Consider the following 15,501-nt stretch of genomic DNA (forward strand, 5'->3'; position numbering starts at 1 on the left):
CGCGCTTACTTCACGGTCAGGCCGATGATCTGCCACGCGAACTTGGCTTCGCCGAGCGGCGTCTTGAGCTCGTCGGGATACTGGTCGCGCGGATACATGATCCACAGCGGGCCGTAGTTGTCGTTGCCGAGCACCTTGCCGTTCATCGTGCGCGCGAGGATCACGCCGTACTTGTCGGCATCCGACACGGGGATCGTGAACGTGTATTCGTCGATGCAGCGGAACTCGATCTGCGTGCCGTGCGCGTCGACGGTCTTCAGCACGTCGGACAGGCGCGGTCCGGTGAAGGTCGCCTTCGGCGTCCAGCTCGTCGACGTGACGATCGTGTACTGCGGCAGCGCCATCAGCGCCTGCTCGGTAAAGACGAACATGGTCTTGCCGGGCTGGTTGCTGCGGCCGATCTTGCCGTCGACGGTGAACGTGAACGACGCGGCCCAGCTCGCGGCAGCGATGCCGAGCAGGCCGGCCGTGACCAGGCTTTTGATCCAGATGGTCGAAACGCGCATGTCTTTCCTTCGGTCGTGTGCGTGTGGTGGTGGGTTTTCGCCGTGGGCTCAATTCGCGGCGGCGGCCGTGGCGGACGGCAGCGTGATCTTCAGTTCGCGCGCGACTTCGGCGAACAGGATCGGCAGGCGCACCGGCTTTTCCTCGCAGCGTGCGTTGTAATGCGACACGATGTGCGCGATTTCGTCCTCGCTCGCCTCGCCGGTGGAGATCTTGCCGGTCAGCAGGAAGATCGGCGCGTCGCCGTTCTCGCTCGAGCGGATGCCGCGCACGAGCTCGGCGGCCGTCTGGTCGCCCAGCATCCAGTCGAGGATGTAGCCGTCGAAATCCTCGACTTCCAGCGCCTTGCGGAACGATGCGCCGTCATAGTAAGGGATCGCGTTCACGCCTTTTTCGATGAAATATTCGCACACGGTTTCTGCGACGTCCTGCGAATCGTCGACCACCGCGATCCGCGCCGCGTAGACGGTCGGCTGGCTCGAGCGCAGTTCGATCACGTCGACCGGATAGAGGCGGCCTTCGCGTGCGTGCTGGCGTTCGGTGACGATCCATTCGCCCTGCCACTGCAGCGCGACGAAATCCGTTTCGATCTGGCTGCTGGCCTTCGCCGAGATCGCCGCGCGGCAGCGAAAGCGGCGCGACTCGATCACGAGCGTCGCGTCGATCATCTCGGCGGCGGCCGGCTGCGTGCCCTTGTCGTCGAGCAGGATCGCGGGCGGCACGCCGAAGTGCGTCGCGATGTCCTGCAACTGCGACAGGTTCCACGGGATCAGGCCTTTCATCTTGCGCGTGACGACCGAGAAACTGAGGCCCAGCACGTTCGCGATCGTGGTGTTGTGGCTGCGCGGCGGAATGCCGTTGCGCGTCAGCAGATCGTGCACCTTGGTGGCGGTGATGAGATCGACGTTGGCCTGCTCGCTATTGGGCATCTCGATGGGGTCTCCTGAGGTTGAGCGACGAAGAGCATATTCAAAAGTGACGCAATACGCAAACTTTGAAAATGCGAATCACCTTGACATGCCATTTTTCTCCATTATTATTGCTCACCACGTCACTATTGTTTGTCGCGTCATGTTTGGAGGCCGGTGTCGACACATTCGGCCCGGCGAAAAGCGGCAGCCAGCGCGTGACTGAACGATTCGAAGAGAGCCAAAGAGAGCCTGAGAGAGCCTTGGACTGCGTGTCGGCGTGGGTGAATTGTATTCGCCTCGCCGCGCGCAAGCCGGGTACGCGCTCGCGGGGGCGGGATCGTGCGAAGCAATACGGCGCGAATAAGACGTGGGGAAAAAAGCGCGAAATGGTTCGCCGGTTACTCGCACCGGAGTTGCTGTTGACCGCGTGTGCGCGGGATCCGTCCGTCACCGGCAATACCGTGCGGATCTGCGATGACATAGAGTGTTTCGATCGCCCTGAAGTTTAGGTTTCCTATCAAAAGAAAGGCGATCCGGATGACCGCGAGGATCCGCTCATCGTGTCGCTGAAGCAGGCCGCGAAGACTCAGCCGAAGCCTGCCTATGACCTCGAGTGATTTCCGCGGCGACGGCGTGTGCCAGGCCGCCGCGCGTCGGGTGTGTCGGCACGCGGCCGGGACGCACCCCGCCGCGGCCTTACGCGGCTTCGAATCTAGGTCAAGTTCTAAATGACGCTTCAATCTTAATTGACAAGTACGAAACGGTTCGGCCGGGGTGGACGCTCCCGCACGCGTTTGGCATTGTCGGAACTCATTTCACCTTTCCACTGGTGAGTTCCCGCAACATCGTGCGATCCGGATCGGCATCGTTCGGCGTCGCGGTTCTCGTCGCTCGTCATGCCGCAGAGTCCGCTCCAATCCCTGCGCCGCTATCTGAGCATTTCGGTGTTCGGTGGCGGCATCGTCGTTACGATCCTGGTCCTGATTGCATGCGGTCTCGGGATGGTGGCGATCATCTCGGGCCATGTCGAGGGCGAACGGCGCAATTACCTGAACGGGCTGGAGCAGACGCTCAACGAGATCCAGGTGAGCGAGACGTCGTTCCGCAACGGCGTCGCGAACGCGCAGCTGATCTGGCGCGAAGCCGATAGCGCGCCTGCGTCGGACGTCGACGCGTTCTTTCGCGACGGCCAGCGCGTCGCGATCCGGCCGCATCCGTCGCTCGTGCTCGGCGTGCCCGGGCGAACCGGCGATCGCGCCGAGGTGGCGCGCTACCTGTCGCTGTCGGTGCTGCTGTCGCGCATCTGCGCGGCGAGTTCGATCAATCGCGGGCGCACGCTGGAGGGTTACCACTACAGCACGCGCACGGGCATGTTCGGGCTGGTGCCGAACCGGAATCCCGACGATCCCGCGCTGGCATCGCCCGACGCGCGCGCCCGCGTGCTCGATGCGCTGCACATCGATTTCGAGCGCGCGTATCCGCCGATCGTCGATGCCCGGCCACACGTGCGCTGGCTGCCGCCGTTCACCGATCCCGTGTCCGGGCAGCCGCGCATCCGGATCGCGGCCGAAGCGCGCGACAACGGCAGGACGTTCGCCGTGCTCGTGACCGAGTATTCCCCCGATTACCTGCTGTCGTGGCTGGCCGATTACCGCCCCGGCGGCGCGTTCTACATCACGACCGCCGACGGCCGGCTCGTCGCGATGGATCCTGTCGCGGGCGATGCGGGCAGCACCGCGCGCCTGCTGGAACTGGCGCCGTGGCGCAGTCGCGCGTCGTCGGGGGCGCCCGTGTTCCGCGACGGCTTCCTGCTGTTTCACGGCCGGCTCGAATCGACCGGCTGGACGTTCGCGTATGCGCTGTCGTGGGCCGACGTCGCGGCCGGCGTCGCGCATTCTGCCGGCACGCTGCTGGCGGCAACGCTGCTGACGCTCGCCGTCATGTGGGGATTGCTGCTGCGTTTTCACCGCCGCGAGTTCGCGCCGCTCTATGCGCGTTCGCAGCGCGTGTTCGACAGCGAGGCGCTGTGCCGCAGCGTGATCGAGATGGCGCCGATCGGGCTCGGGCTGATCGCGCGCGACGACGGACATTTCCTGCTCGCGAGCCCCGCGCTGAGGGAGATGGTCGCGCGGTTCGGCGGCGACTTTCACGCGCTGTCGAACCAGGTGGCCGCTGCGTGGCAGGCGCACGTCGCGAGCGGCGGCGACGGCGTGCTGCACGACGATCTCGTGCTGGGCGGCGGCGAGGACGCGCATCTGCACCTCGAATTCATCGCATGCGGCGCGCGCTATCAGGGGACGGACGTGCTGATTGCCGCGGTCGCGGACACGACCGCGAAGCATCAACTGATGCAGAAGCTCGAGGAGGCCGTGCGCGCGGCCGACTCGGCGAACGCCGCGAAATCGTCGTTTCTCGCGGCGACGAGTCATGAAATCCGCACGCCGCTGAACGTGATCCTCGGCAACCTCGAACTGCTCGAGCGCTCGGCGCTCGACGCGGTACAGCATGGCCGGGTCGGCACGCTGCGCACGTCGGCGACGAGCCTGCTCGCGCTCGTCAACGACATTCTCGATTTTTCGAAGATCGAGGCCGGCGCGATGCAGGTCGAGTCGATCGAATTCGATGCGATCGCGGCGGTCGCGCGCGAGTTGAGCGCGTTCGCGCCGATCGCGAAGGCGAAGGGGCTGCAACTGTTCTGCGAAGTCGACGCAGCCGACACGCAACCGATGCGCGGCGATCCGACGCGGTTCGCGCAGGTACTCGGCAACCTGCTGAACAATGCGATCAAGTTCACGAGCGCGGGCCGCGTGACCGTGCGCGTGGCGGTCGTCGAGGAAGGCAAAGGCGCGCCGGCGTTGTCGGTCGCGATCGAGGACACGGGAATCGGCATCGCGGCCGAGCATCGGCACAAGCTGTTCAGCGCGTTCTCGCAGGTCGATTCGTCGATCACGCGGCGCTATGGCGGCACGGGGCTCGGGCTCGCGCTGTGCCAACGGCTCGTCGCGGCGATGGGCGGCCGCATCGAGGTGGCGAGCGAGCCGGGCGTCGGCAGTTGCTTCACGGTTCTTCTGCCGATCGGCGTGGAGGTCGCCGCGTCCGGCAGGCCGGCTCGCGCGCGTGCGCTGACGTTCGTCGCCGCCGATCTCGAGTGGCGTGCGTTCGCGTTGCCGCATCTGCGTGCATGGGGATTCGACATCGACGTGTACGACAGTCCGTCGAGCCTGCCGGCCGGCGTCGCCGGGCCGGTCGTGCTGTTCGGCGATCCCGATGCCTGGTCGCATGCGGAACTGGATCGCTTGCGCGACTGCGCGCCGCTGATTCTTGCGACACGCGACGGCCCGCTCGAACCGTACCGGACGGGCGGCACGGTGCGCGTGTCGAGCTATTCGCTCGGCGGTCTGCGTGCGGCGCTGGCCGATGACGAGTCGTCGGGCGACGCTTCGCCGGGTGATGCTTCGTCGGGCGACGCTTCGCCGCCGAACGACCACGCGATGCCGCGCGGCGGCGGCCGTGCATTGCGCGTGCTGGTCGCCGACGACGTCGCCGTCAACGGCTCGATTTTCCGCGAGCAGCTGCAGGCGCTCGGCTGCGCGGCGGCCGAGGTCGAGTCGGGGCGTGCCGCGCTCGAATCGCTGGCCGGCGGCGGCTGGGACGTGCTGCTGATCGGTGCCGACCTGCCCGACATGTGCGCCCACGTGCTCGCCGAGGCTGCGCGCAGCGCGGCCGGTTGCGACGTGCTGGTTGTGACCTCGCACCTGACGCCGGACGGCATGCGCCGCTGCGCGGCGGCCGGCGTGCGGCGCGTCCTGACGAAGCCCGTGACGCTCGCACATCTGCGCGCCGCGCTCGCGCAGCACGACGGCGGCATGCCGTGGCTTAGGCGGCCTGCCGAGCGCGCGACGGCGCTGCGTGACGAGTAAGCGGTTGTCGAGCGATCGACCGCCGTGAATGCGGCGAATGCAGCGAATGCAGCGAATGCAGCGAATGCAGCGAATGCAGCACATGCAGCACATGCAGCAAATGCACCAAACGCAGCAAACGCGGCAAACGCGGCAAACGCGGCAAACGCGGCAAACGCGGCAAATGCGGCAAACGCGCGAAGCGCTTTGTCGCGGCCCGAAATGAAACAGGCAGGATGCCGGCGGACGCCGCACGGCACATTTCACATCAACCTGGGAGGGGAACGCCGTGCGTCACGCATGGAAGATATTCGCACTGCTGCTCGAGTTCGCCGCGCTTTCCGAGAAGGGCCGCCGGGAATTCCTGACGCTGATGAACGAGTTTCTACTGATGTCGCCGGCGCAGAAACGACGCGCGATCAACGAATGGAAGAGCAGGACGGATGGCGACTCGCCCGATCTGCCGGGCGATTCGCGCCGGCCGTAGCGCGTCCTCCTGCGGGCTGCGCGCCGTGACCTTGCCGCCGCGTCGCGCGCAACGGACCGACGTGCGTTCGACCCGGACGGAAGCGCTTCGGGAATTATCTTAAAATCGAGTCACTTTTTATCCGGCGAGCCGATCACGGCCAGTCGTCGACGCGATGGTGCGAGCATGCTCGCCGTCGCGGCGGGAAACCGGATGCATGACTGCAAGCCTCGGGATACAAGAACATGGACGAATTCTTTGTGCGCGTGATGGTGGCCGACGATCATCCGGCGTCCGCGCTCGGCATGTCGCAGGCGCTTCAGGGCAACAGCACGATCCGGCTCGTCGGCACCGTATCGAATTCGACGGATCTGGTCGCCGCGCTCGACGCGCAGCAGAGCGACGTGCTGGTGCTGGATTACGTGATGCCGGGCGGCAAGTACGGCGACGGCCTCGGGCTGCTGTCGTTCCTGCAGCGCCGCTTTCCCGCGCTGCATATCGTGACGATCACGATGATCGACAATCCGAGCGTGCTGTATGCGATTCACCGGCAGGGCGTGAGCTGCATCCTCAGCAAGTCCGACGCGATCTCGCACCTGATCGGCGCCGTGCATGCGGCCTATGTCGGCGCGAACTACATGTCGCCGCACGTCAAGCAGCTGCTGCAGGACATCGATACGACGCCGATCGCCCGTGCGCTGACGACGCGCGAGATCGAGGTCGTGCGGTTGTTCTGCGCCGGCTACACGGTCGGCGAGATCGCCGCGCAGCTCCATCGCAGCAAGCAGACCATCAGCTCGCAGAAGTCGAGTGCGATGAAGAAGCTCGGCATCGTCCGCGATGCCGACCTGATTCGCTATGCCGACGAGGGGAAGCTCCCCGACGCGTCGGCGTCGCCCGCGCCGGGCACACCGGGCGCACCCGAATAGCGTGGCCGGCCGGTCGCGCCGGCCATGCGCGGCACGCCCGCCATCCTCATCACCCGAACGCATGCCAGACAAACTCAAACGGCACGCCGCGATGGGCGGCAAACCCTTCGACCCCGGCCGCGTCCGGCGTCAGCAACAGGCGCTGCTGTACGGCGGCGGCGCCGCGATTACCGCGTTCATCCTGTTGTGCGCACTGCTCGTGATGCGGCTCGACGTCCATGATTATCTGGCGCGGTCGCGTTCGGCTTTCCTCGGGCGCAAGGCCGAACTCCAGGCCGAGCTGCAGGTGACGAAGGTCCTGCTGAACCGCTACGTCGACAACATGGAGCTGCTGTGGCGGCGCGGCGATTACGCGTCGCCCGACGTGCTCGCGCGCTTCGCGGCCGACGGCGGCAAGCTGGTGTACCGCGGGCGCGGCGGGCAGCCGACGTTCGTCGCGCTCGCGAACGTGACGCCGGCCCATCCGGCCGAGAGTTATGCCGCGTATCTGGCGATCATATTGCGGCAGGCCGAAGTGACGATCCTGCCGACCGCGCAAACCGTGCATTCGGGCTTGAGCGGCTACGTGATCGGGCTGAATGGCGAGTTTCTCGGCGTGGTGGGCCGCGAACTCGCCCAGCGCGCGCTCGCGCTGCCGCCCGGCTTCGATCTCGCGACGTTGCGGCATGAGTTGATGCCGCGCGAGGACAGCGCGCTGCCGCAGGCGCGCACGGGCGACAGCGGCACGCTCGTGGACGCACGCTTCGATCCGCTGCTCGGGCGTACGGTGCTGCGCGTCGCGCAGCCGTTTCGCGACGCGGCCGGCCGGCCGGTCGGCTGGTTCATGTTCAATGCCCGTTCACAGACGGAGGATTTGCTCGCGTCGCACGAGATCGACCGCAGCTACGCGCTCGTCGATGGGGACGGCGACGTCCTCGGCGGCCAGTCGTCCGATCGCAGGATGATCGCGTACGCGCTCGAAGAGGCAAAGCATTCGCACGGCGAGCGCGCGGCCGCGCGCCGCATCGGCGGTCGCTTCGTGATCGGCGACGCGCTGCCCGACACCGATCTGGTGCTGGTGACGACGTTCTCGTGGCGCAGCGTGCTGGCGGCAGTCGCCGCATCCGCGAGCCTGACGGTCGGCGGCGCGTTGCTGGCGATTACCGTGCTGTGGTTCGCGATCGTCACGTTCGACCGGCGCGCGCTGCGCGTCGCGAACCGGCGCGCGATCCGCCTGATCGAGAGCGAGGCGCTCAACCGGACGCTGATCCGCACGGCGCCGGCGGGGCTCGTGCTGCTGTCGCTGGCCGACGGCGAAGCGATCGTGCGCAACGACGCGATGCTCGCGTACGACCGGGAGGGGGCGGGCGAGCCGCTCGGCAAGCGCCTGTGGCGCGCGTACCGCGACGGCGCACGCGGCGGCGGCACCCGCGCGCTCGTCACGCACGAGCTGCCCGTCGAGCGCCGCGGGCGCGATACCGTGTACCTGGACGCGCACATCGTGCGCACCAAGTATCGCGGGATCGACGTGCTGCTGTGCACGCTGCTCGACATCACGGCCCGCAAGCAGGCGGAGGCGTCGCTGAGCGAAGCACGCGAAGCCGCCGAGCAGGCGAACCGCGCGAAATCGACGTTTCTCGCGACGATGAGCCACGAGATCCGCACGCCGCTCAACGCGATCATCGGCAATCTGGAGCTGATGGAGCGCGGGGCGATGCCGACGCCGCAGCGGCGCCGGCTGGCGACGATCATGTCGTCGTCCGATGCGCTGCTGCGCGTGATCAACGACGTGCTCGACCTGTCGAAGGCCGAGTCGAACCAGATGGCGCTCGAGCATATTCCGTTCGATCTGCGCGGCGTGCTGCGCGACGTCGCCGCGATTTTCAGGCCGCTTGCCGAAGCGAAGCGCCTGACGCTCGCGTGCCGGCTGGCGCCCGAGCTCGCCGACGGCTACGTCGGCGATCCGGTGCGGCTGCAGCAGCTCGTGGCGAATCTCGTCAGCAACGCGATCAAGTTCACGACGCACGGCGACGTGACGATCGAGGCGCGCATCGCGCCGGCCGGCGCGGGCGGGCGCGCGGTCGAGATTGCCGTGAGCGATACGGGCGTCGGCATTCCCGAGGGCAGCATGGCGACGCTGTTCGACGTGTATATCCAGGCCGACGCGTCGATCTATCGGCGCTTCGGCGGCACGGGGCTCGGATTGCCGCTGTGCCAGCGCATCGCGAAGCTGATGGGCGGTGAGCTGAGCGTCGCCAGCCGGCTCGGCGAAGGCACGACCTTCGTCGCCGCGCTGCCGTTGCCTGCGGCACCGGCCGGCTGGTGCGCGGCGCTGCCGGCGCCGGTCGCGGGTCACGGAGACGACGGTGGCGACGGTCGCGACGATGGCGACGATGGCGACGATGGCGCCGCGCCGCCGCCGCACGAAGACGGCGAGCCGCTGCGCGTGCTGGTCGCCGAGGATCATCCGGCGAGTCGCGCGCTGTTGCAGGATCAGTTCGACGTGCTCGGTCACGACGCGACGATCGTGACGAACGGTGCCGAAGCGATGCGTGCGTACTTCGCCCATCCGTTCGACATCGTGCTGACCGATCTGGGCATGCCCGAACTCGACGGCTTTGCGCTGGCGAGGCTGCTTCACGAGCAGGGTTCGACGGTGCCGGTAATCGCGATGACCGCGCATGCGACCGACGACGATTACCGTCGGTGCGTCGCGGCCGGCGTGGCGGAGGTCGTGCTCAAGCCGCTGTCGATTCAGGCGCTTGATGCAGTGCTGCGCCGGCAGGCGGCGCGCCATCTTGCGGCCGTCACGGTTGCCGACGAGGGAGACGGTCCGACCCGCGTGTCGATCGAGATACGCAACACCCTGAACGACGCAACCCTGAAGTCGCTGGCGGCGATCGGCGATGCGCTCGCGACCGGCGATCTCGAGCGGGTCAAGGTCGAACTGCATTCGATGCGCGGCGGTTTCGCACTGGTAGGCGACGTCGCAGCCAGCGACGCATGTGCCCGGATGGAGCGCGCGGCGAACGAAGGCGATATCGGTGCGGTCGAGCGCTGCTGGTCCGGGTTCCGGCAAGAGATCGACGCCGCGCTCGAACGTCTGTTGCCCGATAGCGGGGAGCGGAGCGCTTAGGGTTGCGGCGCACCGCGGCGGCGCGCGCCCGCCGCGCGCGCCGGTTCGTCATCCGTTGCGAAAGATCTCCGCATACGCACTCAACGCCGGCACGCCGCCGAGATGCGCATACAGCACCTTCGACCCCGGCTCGAATTCGCCGAGGCGCACCTTGTCGATCATCCCGTGCATCGATTTTCCTTCGTAGACGGGATCGGTCAGCATGCCTTCCAGTCGCGCGCACAGACGAATCGCCTCGAGCGTGCCGTCGCTCGGCAAACCGTATTCGGGCCCGCCGTAACGCGTGTCGAGCACGACGTCCCGTTCGCCGATGTCGCGCCCCAGGCCGACCAGTTCGGCCGTATGCCGTGCGATGCGCGTGATCTGTTCGCGCGTCTGCTCCGGCTTCGCCGACGCATCGATGCCGATCACGCGATCCGCGCGCCCGTCGGCCGCGAAGCCGACGACCATCCCCGCCTGCGTGCTGCCCGTGACCGAGCAGACCACGACGTAATCGAACTTGAATCCGAGCTGCGCTTCCTGCTCGCGCACTTCTTCCGCGAAGCCGACGAAGCCGAGCCCGCCGAGCGGATGCTCGGAACAGCCGGCCGGAATCGGATACGGCTTGCCGCCCGCCTGCCGCACGCTCTCCATCGCTTCTTCCCAGCTGCGGCGAATGCCGATGTCGAAGCCGTCGGCGACGAGCCGCACGTCGGCGCCCATCATCCGGGACAGCTGGATGTTGCCGACGCGGTCGTACACGGGATCCTCGTAGTTCACCCAATGTTCCTGCACGAGCACGCATTTCATCCCGAGATGCGCGGCGACGGCCGCGACCTGGCGCGTCTGGTTCGACTGCACGCCGCCGATGGACACGAGCGTGTCGGCGCCTTGCGCGAGCGCGTCGGGCACGAGGTATTCGAGCTTGCGCGTCTTGTTGCCGCCGAACGCGAGGCCGCTGTTGCAGTCCTCGCGCTTCGCGTACAGCTCGACCTTGCCGCCGAGATGCGCGCTCAGGCGCTTGAGCGGCTGGATCGGCGTCGGGCCGAACGTGAGCGGATAACGGGGGAAACGTTGCAGGTTCATCGACAGTCTCCGAAAGACGGTGGGCAGGAAATCGGATCGGTCGCGTGCGGCCGCTGCGCCGTGTCCCGATACAAAGATGATAGGCAGGACGCCGGGAAATGAGCTTGCGAAATAAGTGGCGAACGCCTACGTTATCGATGTAGAAAAGCATAAGCAGATAATTTTGGTTCGCAGAATTCATCGGAGACGCAATGAAATTAGATCGCAGCAGCGCCGCCCCCGCCGATGCCGCGCCGACGCTCGATCGCATCGACCGCGCGATCCTGCGGCAGCTGCAGCAGGACGCGTCGATCTCGAACGTGAGCCTCGCTGCGAAGGTGAAGCTGAGCGCGCCGGCATGCCTGAGGCGCGTCGAGCGGCTGAAGGAGATGGGGTTGATCCGCGGCATCGTCGCGCTGCTCGATCCGAAGCCGCTCGGTGCCGGGATGCTGGTCGTGATCGGCTTCGTGCTCGATCGTTCGACGCCGGAGGCGTTCGCCGAATTCGAGAAGGCCGCGCAGAAGGTGTCAGGGTGCGTCGAGTGCCACGTGGTGACCGGCGAATTCGACTACTTCATGCTGGTCCGCACGCGCGACAACGAGAGCTTCAATCGCTTGCACGCCGAACAGCTGCTGTACCTGCCCGGCGTGCGGCAGGTGCGCTCGTTCATGGTGCTCAAGGAGATTCTGTCGACGCATGCGCTGCCGGTTTAGTGCGGAGCGCCGTCGATTGCTCCTGGTTACGGATATGCCGTTTGGTCGATTGAAAATTCCCGATTGAGTGTATACAATGAGAATTCAAATTAACCCATTTGGGAGTTTCCATGGCAGCAACCACACCGGCGGCCCGTCAGCCGGCCAAGCGGGCTGCCGCGCCCCGCGCCGCGCCTCAGGCGAGTAGCTCGAACGGCCTGGGCGCCGCCAAGGGCGATTTCGATACCTTTGCCCGGATGGCGCCGATGTCGCAGCGGCGCGCGATTGCGGAGGGTTTCGACGCGGTCATCATCGAGCGCGTCGCGCGCGAGTTGCTCGGCGTGCCGGTTCAGACCCTCTTGAGCGCGCTGAGCCTGCCCAGTTCGACCATTCTGCGGAAAATTGCCAAACACGACCGGTTGTCGCAAGGCGAATCCGATCGCGTTGCGCGCGTGCTCTATGTACGGGGTCTCGCCACCGAACTGTTTGAGGACGGCGAACGCGCAGCGGCGTGGATGAACCGGGCGAACGCGGAGCTCGACGGTTTGAAGCCGCTCGAAGTGCTCGACGTACAGCCCGGCTACGACCGGGTGCGCGACATTCTGAACCGCGCCCAGTTCGGGGTCGGCGCGTGAGGTTGTATCGTCTCGCGAAAGAACGAAAGGGGCACTACCTGGCCGACGACCTGAGCGGGAACGGCGCGGCGATCGCAGGCGGCCGCTGGAATCCTCGCGGCATGCGGGTGCTGTATACCTGCTGCCATGCGTCGACGTCGTTGCTCGAGGCGCTCGTCCATATGTCCGGGTTGCTTCCGGCAGGCGGATTTTATTTGGTGACGCTGGAAGTGCCCGACACCGTGCATGACCACGCGTACCAGCCGGACCTGCCGGACGACTGGGCAGTGCTGTCGCAGGACCCGGAGTCGACCGCCCGAATCGGGCAGGCCTGGCTCGAAGCGGGCGAGCAGTTGGCGATGCGCGTACCGTCCGTCGTCTGCCCGACCGACTTCAACTTGCTGCTGAACCCGCTGCATGCGGATTTTGCTTCAAGTGTGAAAGTGATCGGCAAGGAAGCGTTCGCGCTGGATCCTCGCCTGTTCGGCTAGCCGGCCGTATTGTTTCGGTCGACGAATTGTCGTCGGCTGCCGCTCGATCGCGTCGCCCGATCAGCGCTGCCATGGCGCGACGCCCGGATACGAGGTCTTGCCGAGACGCTCCCGCGCGTCGCGCACGATAGTCGCATCGAGTTCCCCGTCATCAGCCAGCGCCTTCAGCGCGGCGAGCACGATGCTCGCGCGATCGACTTCGAAGAACGCGCGCAGTGCGTCGCGCGTGTCGCTGCGGCCGAACCCGTCGGTGCCGAGCGTCACGTAGCGGCGCGGCACGTACGCGCGGATCAGTTCGGGCACCGCACGCACGTAATCGGTCGCGGCGATTACCGGGCCATGCGTTCCTTCAAGCATCCGCGTGACATACGACGATGCCGATCCGTCGCCGAGCCGAGACAGCCGTTCGGCTTCCATCCCGTCGCGCTGCAACTCGCTGAAACTCGTGACGCTCCACACGGCTGCATCGATCCCCCAGTCGTCCTGCAGCATCCGCTGCGCGGCGAGCACCTCGCCGAGAATCGCGCCCGCGCCGAACAACTGCACGCGTGCGGTCGCGTTCACTGCGGACGGCAGCCGATGCATGCCCTTCAGGATGCCTTCGCGTCGGGCGGCCGGATCGTCGTCGGGCATCGACGGCTGCGCATAGTTCTCGTTCATCACGGTCACGTAATAGAACACGTCGCGCTGCTGTTCGACCATCTCGCGCATGCCGGCATCGACGATCGTCGCGACTTCGTACGCGAACGCCGGGTCGTAAGCGCGGCAGTTCGGAATCGTCGACGCCGTGAGATGGCTGCTGCCGTCCTGGTGCTGCAGGCCCTCGCCGCCGAGCGTCGTGCGGCCCGACGTCGCGCCGACGAGGAAGCCGCGCGAACGCTGGTCGGCGGCAGCCCAGATCAGGTCGCCGATCCGCTGGAAGCCGAACATCGAGTAGTAGATGTAGAACGGCAGCATCGGCAGGTCGTGCACGCTGTACGCGGTCGCGGCGGCGATCCACGACGACACCGCGCCGGCTTCCGAAATCCCTTCTTCGAGGATCTGGCCGCGCGTGTCCTCGCGGTAGTAGAGCATCGAGCCGAGATCCTCCGGTTCGTAGCGCTGGCCGAGCGGCGAGTAGATGCCGACCTGCCGGAACAAGCTCGCCATGCCGAACGTGCGCGCCTCGTCGGCCACGATCGGCACGACGCGCGGACCGATGTCGCGATCCTTGATCAACGCGGAGAGCATCCGCACGAGCGCCATCGTCGTCGACATCTCGCGGCCGGCCGCCTCCAGCGCGAACGCACCCCAGGCCGGCATCGAAGGGACGGTCAGTCCCTTCGATGCCGCCATCCGCCTTCTGGGCAGATAGCCTCCCAGGGCAGCCCGGCGGGCATGCAGGTAACGCATTTCCGGGCTGTCTTCCGCTGGCTTGTAAAACCTCAACTGCTCGACGTCGTGGTCCGACAGCGGCAACCGGAAACGGTCGCGGAACGCCTTCAGGTCGTCGACGTCGAGCTTCTTCTGCTGGTGCGTGGTCATCCGCCCCTGGCCGGCCGTGCCCATTCCATAACCCTTCATCGTCTTCGCGAGGATCACGGTCGGCTGGCCGCGATGGGCGAGCGCGCGCGCATACGCGGCGTGCAGCTTGCGCGCGTCGTGGCCGCCGCGGCGCAGGCGGTCGATTTCCGCATCGGTGAGCTGGGCGGCCAGCGCTTCGAGCGCCGGGTCGCCGCTGAAGAAGCGCGCGCGGTTGTACGCGCCGTCGTTCGCGGAGAAGGTCTGGAACTGGCCGTCGACGGTGTCGGCGAACGCGCGTGCGAGGGCGCCCGCGTGATCGCGCGCGAACAGCGGATCCCAGTCGGAGCCCCACAGCACCTTGATCGTGTTCCAGCCGGCGCCGGCGAACAGCGCTTCGAGCTCGTCGATCACGCGGCCGTTGCCGCGCACCGGGCCGTCGAGCCGCTGCAGGTTGCAGTTGATCACGAACACGAGGTTGTCGAGCCCTTCGCGCGCGGCGAGCGACAGCGCGCCGAGCGATTCGGGCTCGTCCATCTCGCCGTCGCCGAAGAAGCCCCACACGGTGCGGCCGGCGGTGTTCGCGAGCCCGCGATGCTGCAGGTAGCGCATGAAGCGCGCCTGGTAGATCGCGTTGATCGGGCCGATGCCCATCGAGCCGGTCGGGAACTGCCAGAAATCCGGCATCAGCCACGGATGCGGATACGAACACAGCCCGGGCCCGGCGATTTCACGGCGGTAGTGCTTCAGGTGATCTTCGGTGAGGAAGCCTTCGAGATACGCGCGCGCATACACGCCCGGCGACGAATGCGGCTGGAAGTACACGAGGTCGCCGTTCGGGCCGCTTTCATCGCCTGCGTCGGCCGGCGCCGCTCGGAAGAAATGGTTGAAGCCGACTTCGAACAGGTCCGACGCCGACGCGTAGCTCGCGATGTGGCCGCCGAGTTCGCCGTATGCACGATTGGCACGTACGACCATCGCGAGCGCGTTCCAGCGCAGCGCGGCGGACAGCCGTTCCTCGAGCTCGGCGTCGCCGGGGTAGGGCGGCTGTTCGTGCGCGGCGATCGTGTTCAGGTACGGCGTGACGGGGCCGCGCGGCGCCGCGAGCCCGCGGGTGTGCGCATGCGCGGCGAGCCGGCCGAGCAGGTACTGCGCGCGTTCCTTGCCGACGTGCGCGACGACGGCGTCGAGCGCTTCCAGCCATTCGGCGGTTTCTTCCGGGTCGGCGTCGGCATGAGCCGCGCCCGCGCGCCGTGTGGCGTCGATTCCGTTCGACAGGTCCGTCATCGCAGGTCTCCCCGCGCGCCGGTTCGGAGCGGCGCGCAATCAGTGGCAA

General features: G+C 67.0%; 12 protein-coding genes and 1 pseudogene. 8 read left to right on the top strand and 5 right to left on the bottom strand.

The window, feature by feature from the left end:
- Nucleotides 1-5: 5 nt before the first annotated feature.
- The 3 genes from U4012_RS03400 to U4012_RS03410 are packed head-to-tail and all read right to left on the bottom strand — an operon-like array spanning nucleotide 6 to nucleotide 1,896.
- Nucleotides 6-506: a molybdopterin-dependent oxidoreductase gene (locus U4012_RS03400; protein ID WP_257774377.1), complete on the bottom strand. Its 501-nt coding sequence runs from the start codon at nucleotides 504-506 to the stop codon at nucleotides 6-8.
- Between the two features lie 48 nt (nucleotides 507-554).
- The gene (locus tag U4012_RS03405) at nucleotides 555-1,433 is read right to left on the bottom strand and encodes a response regulator (RefSeq protein WP_321796200.1); all 879 of its coding nucleotides are present in this window, start codon (nucleotides 1,431-1,433) and stop codon (nucleotides 555-557) included.
- A gap of 40 nt (nucleotides 1,434-1,473) precedes the next feature.
- A complete protein-coding gene (locus U4012_RS03410; protein WP_193759802.1) occupies nucleotides 1,474-1,896 on the bottom strand; it encodes a hypothetical protein in 423 nt (140 codons plus the stop codon).
- Here U4012_RS03410 and U4012_RS03415 point away from each other — a divergent pair.
- From U4012_RS03415 to U4012_RS03435, 5 genes and pseudogenes are all read left to right on the top strand, one after another.
- Nucleotides 1,802-2,026 (top strand): annotated as a pseudogene (locus tag U4012_RS03415) (sel1 repeat family protein); the annotation flags it as partial. The gene U4012_RS03410 and the pseudogene U4012_RS03415 overlap by 95 nt on opposite strands.
- Nucleotides 2,027-2,311: 285 nt before the next feature.
- Complete coding sequence (locus U4012_RS03420; RefSeq protein ID WP_321796202.1) at nucleotides 2,312-5,335, top strand: ATP-binding protein; 3,024 nt, start codon at nucleotides 2,312-2,314, stop codon at nucleotides 5,333-5,335.
- Between the two features lie 268 nt (nucleotides 5,336-5,603).
- Nucleotides 5,604-5,801 (top strand): hypothetical protein, encoded by a 198-nt coding sequence (locus tag U4012_RS03425; protein WP_321796204.1) that lies wholly within the window; start codon nucleotides 5,604-5,606, stop codon nucleotides 5,799-5,801.
- Nucleotides 5,802-6,025: 224 nt separating this feature from the next.
- Nucleotides 6,026-6,709 (top strand): response regulator, encoded by a 684-nt coding sequence (locus U4012_RS03430; protein WP_044845413.1) that lies wholly within the window; start codon nucleotides 6,026-6,028, stop codon nucleotides 6,707-6,709.
- Nucleotides 6,710-6,770: 61 nt separating this feature from the next.
- Nucleotides 6,771-9,824 carry an ATP-binding protein gene (locus U4012_RS03435; RefSeq protein WP_321796207.1) on the top strand — a complete coding sequence of 1,018 codons (3,054 nt, stop codon included), beginning with the start codon at nucleotides 6,771-6,773 and terminating at the stop codon, nucleotides 9,822-9,824.
- 48 nt (nucleotides 9,825-9,872) lie between these two features.
- Here U4012_RS03435 and U4012_RS03440 read toward each other — a convergent pair whose 3' ends face one another.
- Nucleotides 9,873-10,889, bottom strand: a complete 1,017-nt coding sequence (locus U4012_RS03440; protein ID WP_044845411.1) for a 1-aminocyclopropane-1-carboxylate deaminase — start codon at nucleotides 10,887-10,889, stop codon at nucleotides 9,873-9,875.
- A gap of 191 nt (nucleotides 10,890-11,080) precedes the next feature.
- Here U4012_RS03440 and U4012_RS03445 point away from each other — a divergent pair, with 191 nt between their 5' ends.
- The 3 genes from U4012_RS03445 to U4012_RS03455 all read left to right on the top strand — a co-directional run bounded on the left by U4012_RS03445 (nucleotide 11,081) and on the right by U4012_RS03455 (nucleotide 12,665).
- The gene (locus U4012_RS03445; protein WP_124520873.1) at nucleotides 11,081-11,581 is read left to right on the top strand and encodes an Lrp/AsnC family transcriptional regulator; all 501 of its coding nucleotides are present in this window, start codon (nucleotides 11,081-11,083) and stop codon (nucleotides 11,579-11,581) included.
- A gap of 110 nt (nucleotides 11,582-11,691) precedes the next feature.
- The gene (locus U4012_RS03450) at nucleotides 11,692-12,195 is read left to right on the top strand and encodes an antitoxin Xre/MbcA/ParS toxin-binding domain-containing protein (RefSeq protein WP_044845409.1); all 504 of its coding nucleotides are present in this window, start codon (nucleotides 11,692-11,694) and stop codon (nucleotides 12,193-12,195) included.
- Complete coding sequence (locus tag U4012_RS03455; protein WP_044845408.1) at nucleotides 12,192-12,665, top strand: RES family NAD+ phosphorylase; 474 nt, start codon at nucleotides 12,192-12,194, stop codon at nucleotides 12,663-12,665. Before U4012_RS03450 ends, U4012_RS03455 begins: the two co-directional genes overlap by 4 nt.
- A 60-nt stretch (nucleotides 12,666-12,725) precedes the next feature.
- Here U4012_RS03455 and mdeB read toward each other — a convergent pair whose 3' ends face one another.
- The gene (gene mdeB / locus U4012_RS03460; protein WP_321796213.1) at nucleotides 12,726-15,452 is read right to left on the bottom strand and encodes an alpha-ketoglutarate dehydrogenase; all 2,727 of its coding nucleotides are present in this window, start codon (nucleotides 15,450-15,452) and stop codon (nucleotides 12,726-12,728) included.
- Nucleotides 15,453-15,501: the final 49 nt, after the last annotated feature.

Origin of the sequence: Burkholderia sp. BCC1988 (assembly GCF_905339895.1) — a bacterium.
GTDB lineage: Bacteria > Pseudomonadota > Gammaproteobacteria > Burkholderiales > Burkholderiaceae > Burkholderia.

Excerpts from the sequence above, each read along its gene's own strand:
- U4012_RS03400 (WP_257774377.1), bottom strand. The coding sequence starts at position 506 with ATGCGCGTTTCGACCATCTGGATCAAAAGCCTGGTCACGGCCGGCCTG.
- U4012_RS03405 (WP_321796200.1), bottom strand. The coding sequence starts at position 1,433 with ATGCCCAATAGCGAGCAGGCCAACGTCGATCTCATCACCGCCACCAAG.
- U4012_RS03410 (WP_193759802.1), bottom strand. The coding sequence starts at position 1,896 with ATGTCATCGCAGATCCGCACGGTATTGCCGGTGACGGACGGATCCCGC.
- U4012_RS03420 (WP_321796202.1), top strand. The coding sequence starts at position 2,312 with ATGCCGCAGAGTCCGCTCCAATCCCTGCGCCGCTATCTGAGCATTTCG.
- U4012_RS03430 (WP_044845413.1), top strand. The coding sequence starts at position 6,026 with ATGGACGAATTCTTTGTGCGCGTGATGGTGGCCGACGATCATCCGGCG.
- U4012_RS03435 (WP_321796207.1), top strand. The coding sequence starts at position 6,771 with ATGCCAGACAAACTCAAACGGCACGCCGCGATGGGCGGCAAACCCTTC.
- U4012_RS03440 (WP_044845411.1), bottom strand. The coding sequence starts at position 10,889 with ATGAACCTGCAACGTTTCCCCCGTTATCCGCTCACGTTCGGCCCGACG.
- U4012_RS03445 (WP_124520873.1), top strand. The coding sequence starts at position 11,081 with ATGAAATTAGATCGCAGCAGCGCCGCCCCCGCCGATGCCGCGCCGACG.
- U4012_RS03450 (WP_044845409.1), top strand. The coding sequence starts at position 11,692 with ATGGCAGCAACCACACCGGCGGCCCGTCAGCCGGCCAAGCGGGCTGCC.
- mdeB (WP_321796213.1), bottom strand. The coding sequence starts at position 15,452 with ATGACGGACCTGTCGAACGGAATCGACGCCACACGGCGCGCGGGCGCG.